Source organism: Intestinibacillus sp. Marseille-P6563 (assembly GCF_900604335.1).
Taxonomy (GTDB): domain Bacteria; phylum Bacillota; class Clostridia; order Oscillospirales; family Butyricicoccaceae; genus Butyricicoccus_B.
On record NZ_UWOD01000002.1, the window covers coordinates 289,718 to 305,784 of the forward strand.

Sequence of the window (16,067 nt, forward strand, 5' to 3'; positions counted from 1 at the left end):
TTGATGCCTGAGCGTTTGTTTTTTGTCCGCAAAAAAAGAAGCCATCCGGTTTTATACCGGATGGCTTTTGGTTTTTCTTACAGAGCACGTACCGAGATCATGCCGTCAATGGCGCGCAGATCTTCCAGATTGGCTTCGGTGGGCGGCTCGGCAGTGTCGACGATGGTATAAGCATAGTCGCCGCGCGAACGGTTGCCCATGTTTTCGATGTTGCACCGAACGGCTGCGGTGATGGAGGCGATCATGTTCGGGATGTTCCGATGGATCATGCAGATGCGGTAACCGCCTTCATACGGCACCTTGAGGTTCGGGAAGTTGACCGAATTGCGGATGGTACCCTTCTCCAGGTATTCGGTGATCTCATAAACGGCCATCTCGGCGCAGTTGTCCTCGCTCTCGGGCGTGGATGCACCCAGATGCGGCAGCGTGATGGCATTTTCCTGCGCGAGAATGCAGTCGGATGCAAAGTCGGAGACATAAGCTGCGACCTTGCCGCTTTCGAGCGCCTTCGCCATAGCTTCCACGTCGACCAGTTCGCCGCGGGCCAGGTTGATGACGCGAACGCCGTCCTTCATCTTTTCAATGCTCTCGGCATTGATGGTGTTGCGGGTGTCGGGCGTCAGCGGTACATGGATGGTGATGTAGTCGCAGTTTGCAAGCAGCTCATTGAGGTCGGTCACGTGACGCACCGAGCGGGACAGCTGCAGCGCTCCGTCGACCGACAGATACGGGTCATAGCCCCAGACATCCATGTCGAGGCCAATGGCAGCGTTAGCGACCTTGACGCCAATGGCGCCCAGACCGATGACACCCAGACGCTTGCCCGAAATTTCCGGACCAGCATAGGTTGCCTTGCCCTTTTCGGCAGCCGGGCCGATGTCCGGTGTGCCCTTGAGGCCCTTGACCCAGTTGACGCCCTGCACGATCTTACGCGAAGCGAGCAGCAGCGCGCAGATGACCAGTTCCTTAACTGCATTGGCGTTCGCACCCGGGGTATTGAAGACCACGATGCCCTGCTCTGAGCACTTGTCGATCGGGATGTTGTTCACGCCAGCACCGGCACGGGCAATGCACTTGAGGTCCTTCGGGAACTCGACGTCATGCAGCTTGGCCGAACGCACCAGAACGGCATCGTAATCGGTCAGATCTTCGCTGTATGTATACTTGGCCGGGTCCAGCTTATCCAGACCCTGCTTGCTGATTTTATTGTATAATTTCACCTGATACATGGGAATCCCCTCCTATGAAAAAATGAAAGGGGGCATGGGGCCCTGTCCCCCAGCGGCCCCATCCCCGGTATAAAATTACGCGTTATCGGCTGCGAACTTCTTCATGAAGTCGATCAGCTTTTCTACGCCTTCCATCGGCATAGCATTGTAGATGGATGCGCGCATGCCGCCGACCGAACGGTGGCCCTTGAGGTTGGACATGCCGGCTGCCATGGATTCCTTGGCAAACTTGGCGTCCAGTTCATCATTGCCGGTGCGGAAGGTGACGTTCATGTTGCTGCGCGAATCCTTACGCGCCACGGCCTTGTAGAAGTCCTGGCTGTCCAGATAGTCGTACAGCATGCCGGCACGCTTCTCCGCGCGCTCCTGCATGGCCTTGACGCCGCCCATCTGCTCGACCCATTCGAGCACCAGACCGAGGATGTAGATGCCATAGGTCGGGGGCGTATTGTACATGGAGTCCTTGTCAGCCATGGTCTTCCAGTCGAGCATGACCGGATACTTTTCGAGCGGGTAGTTCCCCAGCAGGTCTTCGCGCACGATGACGACCGTGACGCCCGCGGGGCCCATGTTCTTCTGCGCGCCTGCATAGATGACGCCGTACTTGGATACGTCAACCGGCTTGGACAGGATGTTCGAGGACATATCGGCCACCAGCGGCACGCCAGCCGGGGTCACCGGGTCATAGTGGTATTCGGTGCCGTAGATGGTGTTGTTGGCGCAGATGTAGAAATAGTCGGCATCCGGGCGGATGTCCAGCTCGTCCTGGCTGGGCACGTGGTCAAAATTGGTGTCCTTGGACGAGAACGCCAGATGGATGTCGCCGAACTTGAGCGCTTCCTTGTAAGCATTGTTTGCAAAGTTGCCGGTCAGGGCATAATCGGCCTTGCCGGTCTTGAGAAGGTTCATCGGGATGGCTGCGAACTGCGTGGTCGCGCCGCCCTGCAAAAACAGAACCTTGTAGCCCTCCGGGATGGACAGGACACGACGCAAAGAGGCCTCGGTTTCCTTAATGATCGTGTCATAGACCTTTGAGCGGTGACTCATCTCCATTACGGACATACCGCTACCATGGTAGTTGGTCATTTCGGATGCAGCCTTTTCCAGTACGGAGAGCGGCAGCATCGAGGGTCCTGCGGAGAAGTTGTAAATTCTGGTTTCTGACATCTTGTAAGTAACCTGCCTTTCATTCGCGGCCACGGAGAATTTTCGGCTTTGCAAAAGTCTCTGCACAAAAAGTGCAGGGAAACTGCCTTTTCTCGCCCAAATCCCCTGTGAGCCTTTATAAATATACTATTTATTATAATCCACTTTTCCGGTTTTCTTCAAGGTTCACAGCCCATTTTTGTTATGGTATAATGTATAAAAAAAGCAAGGAGAAGTCAGATACGGATGATCATTCTGGATAGTTTGTGCGCCGTGGGCGGAATTTCGTCCGTAGGTGTCTGCGAATACCGCGCGCTCACCCCCTGGATGGACGAGGGCGCCCGCGCCTGGGCCGAGCGGCTGTGCCCGGGTGCGCAAAGCGTTCTGGTGGCGCTGTTTCCCTATTTTACCGGCCGCGCGCCCGGCAATCTGTCGCTTTATGCGCGGGGAACCGATTACCATACGGTCATCGCCCGCACGCTTGCCCCCTTTGCGGCCAAGTTGCAGCAAATCGAAGGGGTACAGGCCGTTGTGCTGACCGACGACTCCCCCCTGCCCGAGACCCAGGCGGCCCGTCTGGCGGGCGTGGGCAAGCTGGGCGAAAACGGTCTGATTTTCGACCCGGACTATGGTTCGTTCGTGTTCATCGGCACCATTTTGACCGACCGGCCATTTGCCCCTCTGCCTGCCGTACACGAATTTGACCCGCCGACCGCGCCGCCGGATATGAGCAGCCGCGTTTTGCAATGCAACCATTGCGGCGCGTGCCACCGGAACTGTCCGGGCGGCGCGCTGGGGCCGGACGGCACAGTCGACCAGACGCGCTGCCTGTCCGCGCTGACCCAGCAAGGCGGCGAACTGTCGCCCGAAGCCGCGGCCCTGGTCACGCGGCATGACCGCATCTGGGGCTGTGACCAGTGCCAGACCATTTGCCCGCTCAACCGTTTGGTGCGGCACAGCCAGAACCCGGCGTTCTGCGAAAACCAAATCGCCTCGCTGTGCGAGGCCGATGTGGCTGGCCTCACCCGCCGTAAGTTTGCCGAAGCTTATCCCGACCGGGCGTTTACCTGGCGCGGCCCCAAGCCGCTTGTCCGCAACCTCAACCTACAAAAGGAGTCCCATTCATGACCGATACCCCACTTTATGAAGCCCTGTGCGCCCTGGCGGCGCGTAAGACTACCCGTTTCCACATGCCCGGCCACAAGGGCTATCCCCTGTTCGATGCCTTTGCCGGGGTGTTTCCGCTCGATTTTACCGAAACCTACGACACCGGCAACCTATACGAGCAAACCGGCCCCATTCGGCTGGCCGAGCAGCGCGCGGCGGCCTATTATCAGGCGGTCGACTGCCATTTTCTGACCGGCGGCTCGACCCAGGGGGTACAGGCCATGCTCGCCGCCGCCTGCGGCGACGGCGGCACCGTCCTGCTCGACCGCACCTGCCACAAAAGTACGGCCAGCGCCTGCGCGCTGTTTGACTTGACGCCCCATTTTCTCTCCCCCGCCCCGCTCGAGCCGTTCGGCATCGGTGCGGCGCTCGATTTGACCCAAACCGAAGCGCTGCTGTGCCGCCACCCGGAAGCGGCCGCGCTGCTGATTGTATCGCCCAACTATTATGGCGTGATGCAGGACATCCCCGCGCTGGCGGACCTGTGCCACCGGTACGGCAAAAAATTGTTGGTGGACGCCGCGCACGGCGCGCATCTGCCCGCCCTGGGGCTGCCCTCCCCGGTCGCGCAGGGGGCCGACGCGGCCGTGATGAGCGCGCACAAGACGCTGCCCAGTCTGGGTCAGGGCGCGTATCTGATTTTCGGCGAGGGCATGGACGGTTCCGCCCTGCGCGCCGCCGAAAGCATGGTGGGCACCTCCAGCCCATCCTATCCCATTTTGGCGTCGCTCGACCTGGCCCGCGCCTGGTTGGAGGGCCAAGGCGGCGCGGCCTATGCCCATGCCGCCGAGCAAACCGCAGCGCTGCGCGCCTGGCTGCCCGCGCATACGGCGTTTGGGGTTCTGACCGAAGCGGGCGCGCCGCGGCTCGACCCCTGCCGCCTGACCGTGTGCAGCGCGCTGGGAGGTGTCAGCGGCCACGCCCTGTCCGACCGGCTGTATGACGGATATGGCATTGCCTGCGAAATGGCCGACGACCGCAATCTGGTGTGCATCGTGTCGGGCGCCGACCGGGACAACGACCTCGCTGCCCTGCAAACGGCGCTGGCAGAACTCTCGGCCGGATGCCCAGCCGTCCAGCCCCCGCGCAGCTTGCCCATGCCGCCGCCCGCGCGGCAAGCGTGCTCGGTGCGCCGCGCCTGGTTCGCGCCGCGCCGGACCGTACCCGTGGAAGAAGCCGCCGGATCCGTGTGCGCCCGCCCGGTAACGCCCTATCCGCCCGGCATCCCGGTGCTGTGGCCGGGGGAGGAAATCGAACGAAAACACGTTGAATTTCTGACCGAACGATGCTATAATACTGTCAGCGAAGTTCAGATTTGTGCAAACGATGTGAGGGGGAACGTTCCATGAAAATGTTGCTTGCCATCGTCAATTACGACGATTCCCGCAATGTGATGAGCCATTTGATGAAAGCCGGTTTTTCCATTACCAAGCTGGCCAGTACCGGCGGCTTTCTCCGCTCGGGGAACGTGACCATCCTCATCGGCCTGGAAGACCATCAGGTCGACGATGCGTTCGAGATCATCCGCACCTATTCGACGTCCCGCCGCCAGATCGTGCCCATGACCACCGATTTGGGACTGGGCGCCGCGCCCCCCATGCCGATGGAAGTTTCGGTCGGCGGCGCGACCGTGTTCGTGCTGGGCGTCGAACGGTTTGAGAAAATATAAATGGCCGGATTACACCTCCCTGCGGGGAATCAAGCGGTCCAGGACAGCCTGCGCGCGGCGCTGAGCAGCCGATTCCCGCAGGCTGTTTTATTGATCGGCCCACCCGGCAGCGGCAAAATGGATTTGGCCCGGCAACTGGCCGCCGCGCTGCTGTGCACCGGCGACGGGGAACGGCCCTGCGGCGTGTGTCCCTCCTGCCGCAAGCTGGCACACGATGCACACCCCGATCTCGACATCATTGACGAGGGCGAAAGCGATCTGCCGGTCGCCCTGGCGCGGGACATCCGCGCCAAGGTCTGCGTACTGCCCAACGACGGCGACCGCCGTGTGGTCATCCTGCGGCATGCGCACAAACTCAATACCGCGGCGCAGAACGCGCTGCTCAAGGTGCTCGAGGAGCCGCCCCGGTATGCGTTCTTCGTGCTCACCAGTGAGCAGCCGGGCGAAATCTTGGAAACCATCCGTTCGCGGTGCACCCGGTATCAGCTGGCGCCCGCGCAGGCGCCCGACGAATATGAACTTCTGCCCCTCATCCAGCCCTTCCTTCACGCGTTGGCGGACGGCGATGAATACCACATGCTTCTGGCAGCCATGGCCTTGGAAAAGCAGCCCAAAGCCGGATTTCAGGCGATTTTAGGCCTTGTGCAGACCGCGCTGCGCGATGCGGTCTTTTATTCCCAGGCGCTTTCGGGCGCCCTGCTGCCCAGTTTAGCCGACGATTTGCAGCGTCTGGCGGCCCGTGTCCCCTGCGACCGACTGCTCCAGCTGTATGATTTTTGCGGAACACTGTCCCGCCGCGCCGAAACCAATGCTGCGGCGGCCATTCAATGCGCCGGCCTCTGCGCCGGGGCATATCAAATCTGTTTCCCCAGTTAAAATGCTTAGGAGGACCCCCATTGACGAATATTATTGGTGTCCGCTTTAAAAAAGTGGGCAAAGTGTATTATTTTGACCCGCACGGGCTGGAAGTCCGTCCGGGTGAGCACGTGATCGTCGAAACGGCACGTGGCATCGAATGCGGCGAATGCGCGCTTGGCAACACCGATGTGGACGACAGCCAGGTGGTCAAGCCGCTCAAAAAAGTGGTACGCATCGCCACCGAGACCGACTTGCAGGTCGCGCGCGGCAATGAGCAGCAAGCACGCGAAGCGTTCGACATCTGCAAAGCCAAGATCGCCGAGCACGGTCTGGACATGAATCTGGTGTCGGTCGAATGCACCTTTGATTTAAACAAGATCCTGTTTTACTTCACCGCCGATGGCCGTGTGGACTTCCGTGCCCTGGTCAAGGACCTGGCGTCCATCTTCCGTACCCGCATTGAGCTGCGCCAGATCGGTGTGCGCGACGAAGCCAAGATGATCGGCGGTCTGGGCATCTGCGGTCGGGAACTGTGCTGCGCCAGCTATCTGGAGGATTTTCAGCCGGTGTCCATCAACATGGCCAAGGACCAAAACCTGTCGCTCAATCCGGCCAAGATCTCGGGCACCTGCGGCCGCCTGATGTGCTGCCTGAAGTACGAATATGAAGGCTATCACGAAATGCAGAAGGTGACGCCCAAGGTCGAAAGCCTGGTGGAGACGCCCGAAGGCCGCGGCACGGTCGTATCGACCCAGATGCTCTGCGGCACCTGCAAAGTGCAGCTGGAGGATGCGCCCGACACGCCCAAGACCTTCTGCTGTCAGGACTGCGTGATGCTGCGGTCGGGTCGCGCCAAGCGCACCCCCAACCACACCGAATCTGCTCCCAAGCCGGAAAAGCCGGTCAAGACCGAAAAACCGGTGATGGAGGAAAGTTCTGCCGCGCTGCCGCCCGAAGAGGAGGCAGCTGTGCCCGCTGGCGAGGGCGGAGAATCCAAACCGCGCCGCCGACGCCGGGGTGGTGCACGCCGCCGCCGGAAGCCCAGCGGAGAGGGCGCTTCTGAGTCGCCGACCCAAGAATAAGCAAAAAGACCTGCCGCTGGGCAGGTCTTTTTATGGAGAAAGCCGCGCGAACGAATCGTTCGCGCGGCTTTTGCTGCTTAATAACGGGCTTCGTAGGTACCGTTTTTGATTTTTTCTACGGTCGAATCCCGGAAGTCGGTATACACTTCGCCCGGCTCCATTTCGACACCCTTAATGCGTGCCAATTCTTCCACCGTGACGAAAGCATAACCCTGTTCGCTCAGCTCGTCGATGGCTGCCAGCGCACCTTCCAGCGTGCAGTCACGCAGGTCGTGCATCAGGACGATGTCGCCATCCTTGGCATTTTCCACGATCACGCTGCGGATATGCTCGGCATTGCGGTATTTCCAGTCCTCGGTGTCCACGCTCCAGTTGATGATCGGCAGGCCGAGTTCCTTGGCCGCATTCTTGACATCATCGTTGACCGCGCCGCCAACCGGACGGAATACCGTCGGCTTTTCGCCGCAGTAAGACTTGATCAGTTCATCGTTGGACTGAATCTGTTCAATGATGGTGTCATAGCTCTTTTTGGTGAGCACACCCGGATGGTCCATCGTGTGGTTGCCCAGTTCATGCCCTTCGGCCAGGTAGCGGTCCATATGGGTATGGAAATCCTTGATGCGGTAGCCGCACATAAAGAACGTTGCATGTGCGCCGCGCTCCTGCAAGCCATTGAGTAGGCGGGCGGTCAGACCCGAGGAACCGCCTGTCGGGCCATCGTCAAAGGTCAGGGCCACATAAGCATCTGCCTTGGGGATGGGCGGCCGCTTCTCGGGCAGAGCTTCGCCCAAGCTGGTCAGATAAGCGACCTGGCTGGTGGCGTTTGCAAAACTCTGCGAACCGATCATGCAGACTTCGCCTTCGCCTGCTTCGGAATACTCCAGCATGCTCGTGAGCAGGCTGGACGAAACATACAGAACTTCGTCCTGCACCAGAACGTCCTTGGAATCGCCCTTGGCGTCCTTGCCGTCGACCTTGGCGCCGCCGTCGCTGGTCAGCTCGATGGATTTTTCCCCAATCGTCAGCTTGGCGCCGCCGTCGTCCAGATCTTCTGCCTGACCGTCCAGGACACAAGCCACGGCCTTGGCCGGCAGATAGTATTTATCGTTGGCGATCATGGGCGTATACAGTACTTCATCGCCATCCATCAGGTCGACATTTTCGCCATTTTTGACAACATAGTCGGAATCGGTGCGGAACACCAGGCTATTGGCCAACAGGGTGGCACGCGGTACGCCCAGCGTTTCCACAGCCTTCTGGCCCAGCTTCTCGATGTCCTTATCCTTGATTTCCTTGCGCTTGGTGTTGACGATCACGCTGGATGTCGTGCTGTCCTCGGCATAGCCCCAGGCAAATGCCTGCGACACGGCCTTGACCGGTACATACAGCGTGCCATTCGTGTTGACAGCCGGGGACGATACCGGTACGTTTTCTTCCCCGCCGGTGATCTCCGTGCCGTCTACGGCGATTTTCACTGCCGTTTTGTCCAGGGTCAACGTAGCCGTCTGTGCTGCGTTATCCCATTCCATCTCCAGCCCCAGGGCATCCGACAGTCCGCGAATCGGGACCATCGCATCGCCGGCTTCCGAGCGGTACACCGCCGCATTCTCTCCCAGCGAAACTTCTTTGCCATTGAGCATGGCGCGATCGTTGCCCTCCTGCAGAACCAGCTCACTCGACGAGCCGCCGAGCAGCGGAAATCCGCCTGCGCTTGCGCCGCTGATCAGCGGCGGCAGGATGGCCAGACAGAATACGATCGCCATTAAAACAGCGCCAATTTTCCATTTCATAGCGTGCTTACCTTCTCCCACAGAATGAAATAATTCCCGCCCAGTGTGCCCGCCTGCGGCGGCCGCCATCTCCGCCCCATGCACCGCTGGCAACACTCTTTGGGTTCTCGCCTATTATAACATATTCTACGACATTTCGGGTAACAAAATGACAAAAAAAACGCAGGAATCCGGAAAAATCTCCTGCGTTTTTTGACTTTTGCATCCGGGCTGCGGCACGATTGTTTCCAAGTTGCATCATCCCGTCCGGTCCGGCTGCCTTTCCCATTATATCGCGTCCGGGCCCTGGGTAGCACTCTTTTTTCGAACGCTCCCGGCTATCCCTCTTGCGCGGCAAACTGACCTTGTAAAAAGTCTAAAACACGTTCGCGCAAGCAGTTCAGATCGCCGTCGTTGACCAGCACATGGTCGTAGGTATATTGCTCGACCGAATCGTCCGCGCGGTTGCCGAGCGGCCCGCGGGCGTCCAGGCTGGGACGGCGCACGAGCAGCGTCTGACAGCCTGCCGGCACGGCGCTGCAAAACCGGGCGATCTCCTCCGGCTCGCGGATGTGCACGAACAGGATTTGTTCGTCGCTCTGCCGAAACTGCTCGACCTGCTGCATACAATACTGGAAGGACAGGTCATTGTATTCGGTGAACACCTCTTTGAGCCGGGCGAGCAGCCGACGGGCTTCGGGCGTTTTGACGCCATCCCAACCGGCAAAGCGCGCGATCTCGACAATGGGGGTGATCGACGAGACGTTGCGCACCCGGTAGGCCTGCGCGGCGATCTCACACACGGTGTCCTTGCCCGCGCCGCCGCTGCCGTTGATGACAAAGATCTGCTTTTTCAAATTCGAAACCCTCCTGTTGCGGCAATGACCTGCCCGGTGACAAACGATGTATCCTCTCCGCACAAGGCGCGAATCAGCCGCGCGACCTCGTCCGGCGTTCCCAGACGACCGAGCGCGGTTTCTTCGGCCAGTTCGGCCAAAACTTCGGCGCTGTGCATGGCGTTCATCTCGGTATCGATGACGCCGGGCGCCACGCAGTTGACCCGAATGCCGCTGAGCCCGAGTTCCTGAGCGAGCGATTTGGTCAGGCCGATCAGCCCGGCCTTGGACGCGGCGTAATGGCTTTCGCACGACGCGCCGGTCACACCCCAGACCGAGGACACGGTCACGATGCTGCCCGCCTTGGCGGCCACCATGTCGGGCAGGACCGCCTGGATGGTATAAAAGGCGCTGTCCAGGTTGACGGCAAACATCTGCCGCCAGTCTTCGTCGGTCAGGTCGCAGAACATCTTCTGCTGCGCGATACCGGCATTGACGACCAGCGCATCGATCGGGCCAAAATGGTCCCGTATCTGCTGCGCGCACCGGTCGACCTCGGCCCGCACGGCCATATCGCCCTGCAAGGCCAGCACCGGATAGTCGGCCAATTCATTGGTCAAATCTTGCGCGGCCTGCGCGGATTTCTGGTAGGTAAATGCCACCTGCCAACCGCTCCCGGCAAATTCCCGCACCGCCGCCGCGCCAATGCCGCGCGAACCGCCGGTGACCCAAACGGTTTTCATCTCCTTCTTCTCTCCTTTGCAATCAAAGAAGCCGGCAGGGCCGGCCTCTTTTTGCTGTCAAATTCTTAAATGGCAACCGTCTGCTGTGCTTCAAACAGGCACTGGTTGAGGTCCTTCTTACGGCTCAGGCCCTCTTCAATATCCAAATCGGTGATCTGGTTGTCCTCAAACACGATGACGCGGTTGCTCTTGCCTTCCATCAGGGCACGCACAGCGGCATAGCCCATGCGGGTAGCCATGACGCGGTCCTGCGAGGACGGCGAACCGCCGCGCTGAATGTGACCTAAGATGGTCACGCGCGTATCGACGCCCGTGCTTTCGTGGATGCGGTCAGCGACTTCCTGCGCCGAACCATAGCCTTCGGCGACGATGATGATGTGGTGGTTTCTGCCCTTGATGCGGCCAATGCGCATTTTTTCGATGACATCGGTTTCAAAATCGATCTCCCGCTCAGGCAGCAGGGTCGCGGTCGCGCCCACGGCGCAGCCAACATTGAGCGCCAGGTGACCGGCATGGCGGCCCATGACCTCAACCACCGAGCAGCGTTCGTGCGACTGCATGGTGTCGCGCAGTTTGTCGATGCACTCGATGGCCGTATTGCAGGCCGTATCAAAGCCGATGGTATAATCCGAGCAGCCGATGTCGTTATCGATCGTACCCGGTACGCCGATGCAAGGAACGCCCTTGCGCGAAAGCGCCTGGGCGCCGCGGAAAGTACCGTCGCCGCCGCAGCAGATCAGGCCGTCAATGCCCAGATACCGGCAGGTATCGGCTGCCTTTTGCAGTCCTTCTTCGGTGAGCATTTCCAGGCAACGTGCGGTATACAGCATGGTGCCGCCTTTGCGGATGATGCCGTCTACACTGCGGGCTGCCATCTCGATGATGTCGCCATTGATCAGGCCGCTGTATCCGCGGCGAATGCCGAGCACCGAAATGTCATTGGCCGATGCCGTACGAACGACCGCACGAATGACTGCGTTCATGCCCGGTGCGTCACCACCGCTCGTCAGCACGCCGATGCGGCGAATGGTCTTGTTTTCCATGGTTTGTCCCTCCAATTCCTGGGCCCGGTTACCTTATGTCCGGGAACAATGCGATTTTCAGAAGCAGGGCCCGCCTGCCTCCAAATTATAATTCACTTTATTATAACATTTTTTTCCCCGAGAAGGAACCTCAACTTTTCCACCAGTTCACGCTCGGGCTGCACCCACATGCGGCGCGGGGCAAGCAATTTCTTTTTGGTGTCTGCCGCATAAAAGACCACCGGCATGGGGCCGGATGCTGCGGCCAGCGTTTGTTTGACCTGCTCACACAGGCTGCCTTCCATATCCGGCACTTTGATATACAGCCGCTGCTCGGATTTGGCCGCCGCCTGCCGGTTGGGCAGGGCCGGACGCGCGGGCTGCCGGCTGCTTTCGAGCACGTCGATCTGTTCTTCGGTCAGCGGATAGGCCGCCGATACAATCACCTTGGGCGCTTCGTCTTCCCGGGCGTCGATGCGCCCTTCGAGCAGGACCGCGCTGTCCTCTTTCAGATAGGTGCCCGTCTGCTGCAAGGTGCGCGGGAAAACGACCAGTTCAATGGCTCCCGAAATGTCCTCGACCGTGACATAGGCCATCATCGAGCCATTTTTGGTCGATTTGAGCCGCACGGTGGTGATGACACAAGCCAGGCGGACGTTCATGCCGTCGTGATAGGTCGGGTTTTCGGCTTCGCCGCCCAAATCATCGACAATCGCCTTGATGGAGGCCGCACCCGTGCGCTTGGCGAGCGCCTGGTATTCGTCCATCGGGTGGCCGGACAGGTACAGGCCGGTGATCTCTTTTTCCATGGCCAGCCGTTCACGCTTGTCCAGTTCCGGGATATTGGGCAGCGTCACCTGGTCGTGGGTGTCCTCCTGGGCATCGCCCATGCCGAACAAATCCAGCTGCCCTTCCAGGTTCTTGCGGCGGCTGTGCATGGTCGCGTCTGCCACCTGCTCATAGACCGCCAGCAGCTGGCTGCGGCGGGCGCCGGTGGAGTCGAACGCCCCGGCCTTAATCAGACTTTCGAGCGCGCGTTTGTTGAGTTCGTGGTCATACATCCGCTCGCAGAAGTCGGACAGCGACCGGAACTTGCCGCCCCGGCTGCGCTCGGCCACCAGCTGCTTCATAAAGCTGCGGCCGACATTCTTGATGGCCGCCAGACCAAAGCGGATGTTCCGGCCGGAAACGGTAAAGCCGTCCTCGGATTCGTTGATGTCGGGCGGCAGCACCTGGATGGCCATCTCCTTGCAGGCGGCAATGTATTCCGAAATCTTGCCCGACGAATCGAGCACGCTCGTCAGGAGCGCAGCCATGTATTCGCTCGGATAGTGGCATTTCAGATACGCGGTGCGGAAGGCGACGACCGCATAGCAAACCGCATGCGCCTTGTTGAACGCATAGTTGGCAAAGTCCAGAATCTCGTCAAAGATGGCGGCCGCGACCGGTTCGGGCACGCCGCGTTTGACCGCGCCGTCGATGCCGAGTTCCTCGTTGCCGTTTATAAAATTGACCCGTTCTTTTTCGAGTTCTTTGAATTTCTTTTTGCTCATCGCGCGGCGGACCATGTCCGCTTTGCCGAGCGAGTACCCGGCCAGGCTCTGGAACACCTGCATAACCTGTTCCTGGTAGACCATGCAGCCATAGGTGACCGACAGGATGGGTTCGAGCAGCGGATGCCGATACTGCACCTTGCTCGGGTCGTGTTTGCAGGCGATATACCGCGGGATGGACTGCATCGGTCCGGGACGGTAGAGCGCCACGACCGCCGTGATGTCTTCGATGGACTGCGGCTTGAGGCCGGTGACGACATTGGTGATGCCCGCCGACTCGAGCTGGAACACGCCCATGGTCGAGCCGCGGCCCAGCATCTCATAGGTGGCCTTGTCGCTCATGTCCACCTTTTCGATCGAAAAATCGGGCGTATGGCGGCGGATGAGCTTTTCGGCGTCCGCGATGACCGTCAGGTTGCGCAGGCCGAGAAAGTCCATTTTGAGAAGGCCCAGTTCCTCGAGCGTGACCATGGTGTACTGGGTCACCATCTGTTCATCGTTGCGGGCGAGCGGGACATAGGTATCCACCGGGTCCTTGGTGATGACCACGCCCGCCGCGTGGGTGGACGCATGGCGGGGCATACCTTCCAGCTTGCGGGCGGTATCGATGAGGTCCTTGACCTGCGGGTTGTCCTCGTACATCTTTTGCAGCTCGGGATTGACCTTGAGCGCCTTGTCGATGGTGATATGCAGCTCGTTGGGCACCTGTTTGGCGACCGCGTCCACCTCGTTATAGGGGATACTGAGCGCGCGGCCGACATCGCGGATGGCGCCGCGGGCGGCCATGGTGCCAAAGGTCACAATCTGCGCGACGCGGTCCTTGCCGTATTTTTGGGTGACGTATTCGATGACCTCCGGACGGCGGACATAGCAGAAATCCACGTCAATATCGGGCATGGATACACGCTCGGGGTTCAGGAAGCGTTCGAAATACAGCGAATACTGGATGGGGTCCAGGTCGGTGATGCCCAGGCAATAGGACACGATCGACCCGGCCGCCGAGCCACGTCCCGGCCCGACCGGGATGCCCTGGCTCTTGGCGTAGCCGATGAAGTCGGACACGATCAGGAAATAATCCACAAAGCCCATCTTCGTAATCATGTCCAGTTCGTATTGCAGGCGCGCGCGGACCGTGCCGTCGTCGGCGGGATAGCGCACGGCAAAGCCTTCGTCGCACTTCTTTTGCAGATATTCGCGGGCCGTGTAGCCATCCGGCACATCGAATGCGGGCAGGTGATATTTGCCGAATTCAAACTCCACCTGGCACCGCTCGGCGATCTTGACCGTGTTTTCCAGCGCTTCCAGGTGATTGGGGAACAGGCGCTCCATCTCTTCCCGGCTCTTGATATAAAATTCCTCGGTTTCGAATTTCATGCGCGTGGGGTCGTCCACCGTCTTGCCCATCTGGATGGCCATGAGGACGTCCTGGATCTTGGCGTCCTCGCGCGTTAAATAGTGCGCGTCGTTGGTGGCGACCAACGGAATGCCGGTTTCTTCCGACATATGATAGAGCGCGCGGTTGACATCCCGCTGGGCGGCGATGCCGTGGTCCTGTACTTCAAGGAAATAATTGCCCTCCCCGAAGATCGACTGAAATTCCAGCGCAGTTTCCTTGGCGCCGTCATAGTCGCCGTTCATGAGTTTATTGGGGATTTCGCCCGCCAGACAGGCCGACAGGCAAATGAGCCCCTTATGGTGCTTGCGCAGCAGTTCCATATCGACGCGCGGCTTGATATAGAACCCTTCGGCAAACGACAGGCTGACCATATGGATAAGGTTGCGATATCCTTCCATATTTTCGCACAACAAAATGAGGTGCCGGTGCCATTCCCCACCCACATAGTTTTTATCAAACCGGGATTTGGGCGCCACATACACCTCACAACCGATGACCGGATGGATGCCCCGCGCCTTGGCGGCGCGGTAGAAATCAATGGCGCCGTACATGACGCCATGGTCGGTCAGGGCAACGGCCGGCTGGCCGAGCGCTGCCACCCGGTCCATCAGTTCCTCGATGCGGCAGGCGCCATCCAGCAAGCTGTATTCACTATGCACATGCAAATGGGCAAATTGTTCCATTATGTCTCCTCCCCTGCCCGCTCGATGAGGGTCTCTGATATCTGCATGATGCGCCGCAGGCGGTGGCTCAGGCCGGGCTTGGAGATCGGCGGGTCAAACATGGCCGCCAGTTCGGCCAGACTGGCCGCCGGATTGGCCACGCGCAAATCGACCGTTTCGCGCAGGTTCTCCGGATAAATCTCAATGCCGCCCAGGGTGAGCGCCCGCTCGATGGCGGCGATCTGCCGCGCCGACGCATCGGTGGTTTTCATCAGGTTGGAGGTTTCGCAGTTGACCTGCCGGTTGATGTTGTTGCGCAGATTCTTTTCGATCTTGGCTTCCATGATGGTCATGGCCGCGCGCGATGCGCCGATGCGCGTGAGCAGGTCCTCGATGCCCGCCGTGTCCTTGAGGTAAATCAAATACGCCGTGCGCCGCGCGGTCAGCTTGGGCTGAATCCCCAAATCGAGCATCAGGCTCATGACTTCCCGGCACAGCGTCTGATGGCTGCATTTAATTTCCAGATGGCTTTTTTTATCGGGACCTGCCACCGACCCGCTCATCAGGAAGATGCCCCGCAGGAACGCGGCCGCACAGCAGTCATTTTCCACCATATTCCGGTTCAAATGATAGGTGATGTGGCTTTTAAAATCATACCCCAAGCTGGTCATAATCATGCGCAGCGCCTTTTCGTCGGTGATGCGCAGCACCCGGCGGCGGCCCACCGTTTCAGCCTTCACCTGCACGCCGAACACCTTGTCCAGCAGCCGGGCCGCACGCCGCGCAAAGGCGGGCAGCTCGGTGGTGATGCGGATTTCCCGATGGGAAAACACGGCCGCATACAGCAGCACCCCATAGATCTCGGCCAGCTGGCAGCAGGCGCGTCCCAAGGGTGCGCGGCATAATTCGGTTTTGGTCTTGCTTGAAAAAGACAT

Annotated in this window: 12 protein-coding genes and 1 pseudogene; 5 read left to right on the forward strand and 8 right to left on the reverse strand. The window is 59.8% G+C overall.

Features of this window, described 5'->3' with window-relative positions:
• Positions 1-77: 77 nt before the first annotated feature.
• The gene (locus EFB11_RS09585; protein WP_122790022.1) at positions 78-1,229 is read right to left on the reverse strand and encodes a 3-phosphoglycerate dehydrogenase family protein; all 1,152 of its coding nucleotides are present in this window, start codon (positions 1,227-1,229) and stop codon (positions 78-80) included.
• 75 nt (positions 1,230-1,304) lie between these two features.
• A complete protein-coding gene (gene serC / locus EFB11_RS09590; RefSeq protein ID WP_122790023.1) occupies positions 1,305-2,396 on the reverse strand; it encodes a 3-phosphoserine/phosphohydroxythreonine transaminase in 1,092 nt (363 codons plus the stop codon).
• A 225-nt stretch (positions 2,397-2,621) separates the two neighbouring features.
• Between serC and EFB11_RS09595 the strand changes: the two genes are divergently transcribed.
• The 5 genes and pseudogenes from EFB11_RS09595 to EFB11_RS17175 all read left to right on the forward strand — a co-directional run.
• Entirely contained in the window at positions 2,622-3,503 is an 882-nt protein-coding gene (locus tag EFB11_RS09595; RefSeq protein ID WP_122790024.1) for an epoxyqueuosine reductase, read from the forward strand.
• On the forward strand, positions 3,500-4,891 hold the full coding sequence (locus tag EFB11_RS09600; protein WP_122790025.1) for an aminotransferase class I/II-fold pyridoxal phosphate-dependent enzyme: 1,392 nt from the start codon (positions 3,500-3,502) through the stop codon (positions 4,889-4,891). The genes EFB11_RS09595 and EFB11_RS09600 overlap by 4 nt, the downstream gene beginning before the upstream one ends.
• Entirely contained in the window at positions 4,888-5,211 is a 324-nt protein-coding gene (locus tag EFB11_RS09605; protein ID WP_122790026.1) for a cyclic-di-AMP receptor, read from the forward strand. Before EFB11_RS09600 ends, EFB11_RS09605 begins: the two co-directional genes overlap by 4 nt.
• A complete protein-coding gene (locus tag EFB11_RS09610; RefSeq protein WP_122790027.1) occupies positions 5,212-6,087 on the forward strand; it encodes a DNA polymerase III subunit in 876 nt (291 codons plus the stop codon). It abuts the gene before it with no gap.
• A gap of 20 nt (positions 6,088-6,107) precedes the next feature.
• Positions 6,108-6,968, forward strand: a pseudogene (locus EFB11_RS17175) (PSP1 domain-containing protein); the annotation flags it as partial.
• Between the two features lie 260 nt (positions 6,969-7,228).
• On the opposite strand, the gene EFB11_RS09620 reads toward EFB11_RS17175, so the two are convergent.
• From EFB11_RS09620 to whiA, 6 genes are all read right to left on the reverse strand, one after another.
• Entirely contained in the window at positions 7,229-8,941 is a 1,713-nt protein-coding gene (locus EFB11_RS09620; protein WP_164706706.1) for a polysaccharide deacetylase family protein, read from the reverse strand.
• A gap of 317 nt (positions 8,942-9,258) precedes the next feature.
• Complete coding sequence (locus EFB11_RS09625; protein ID WP_122790030.1) at positions 9,259-9,777, reverse strand: hypothetical protein; 519 nt, start codon at positions 9,775-9,777, stop codon at positions 9,259-9,261.
• Positions 9,774-10,499 carry an elongation factor P 5-aminopentanone reductase gene (ymfI, locus tag EFB11_RS09630; protein ID WP_122790031.1) on the reverse strand — a complete coding sequence of 242 codons (726 nt, stop codon included), beginning with the start codon at positions 10,497-10,499 and terminating at the stop codon, positions 9,774-9,776. The genes EFB11_RS09625 and ymfI overlap by 4 nt, the downstream gene beginning before the upstream one ends.
• Before the next feature lie 65 nt (positions 10,500-10,564).
• Positions 10,565-11,542 carry a 6-phosphofructokinase gene (gene pfkA / locus EFB11_RS09635; RefSeq protein ID WP_122790032.1) on the reverse strand — a complete coding sequence of 326 codons (978 nt, stop codon included), beginning with the start codon at positions 11,540-11,542 and terminating at the stop codon, positions 10,565-10,567.
• Positions 11,543-11,634: 92 nt separating this feature from the next.
• Positions 11,635-15,153, reverse strand: a complete 3,519-nt coding sequence (locus EFB11_RS09640) for a DNA polymerase III subunit alpha (RefSeq protein WP_122790033.1) — start codon at positions 15,151-15,153, stop codon at positions 11,635-11,637.
• Positions 15,153-16,067 carry a DNA-binding protein WhiA gene (gene whiA, locus EFB11_RS09645; protein ID WP_122790034.1) on the reverse strand — a complete coding sequence of 305 codons (915 nt, stop codon included), beginning with the start codon at positions 16,065-16,067 and terminating at the stop codon, positions 15,153-15,155. Before whiA ends, EFB11_RS09640 begins: the two co-directional genes overlap by 1 nt.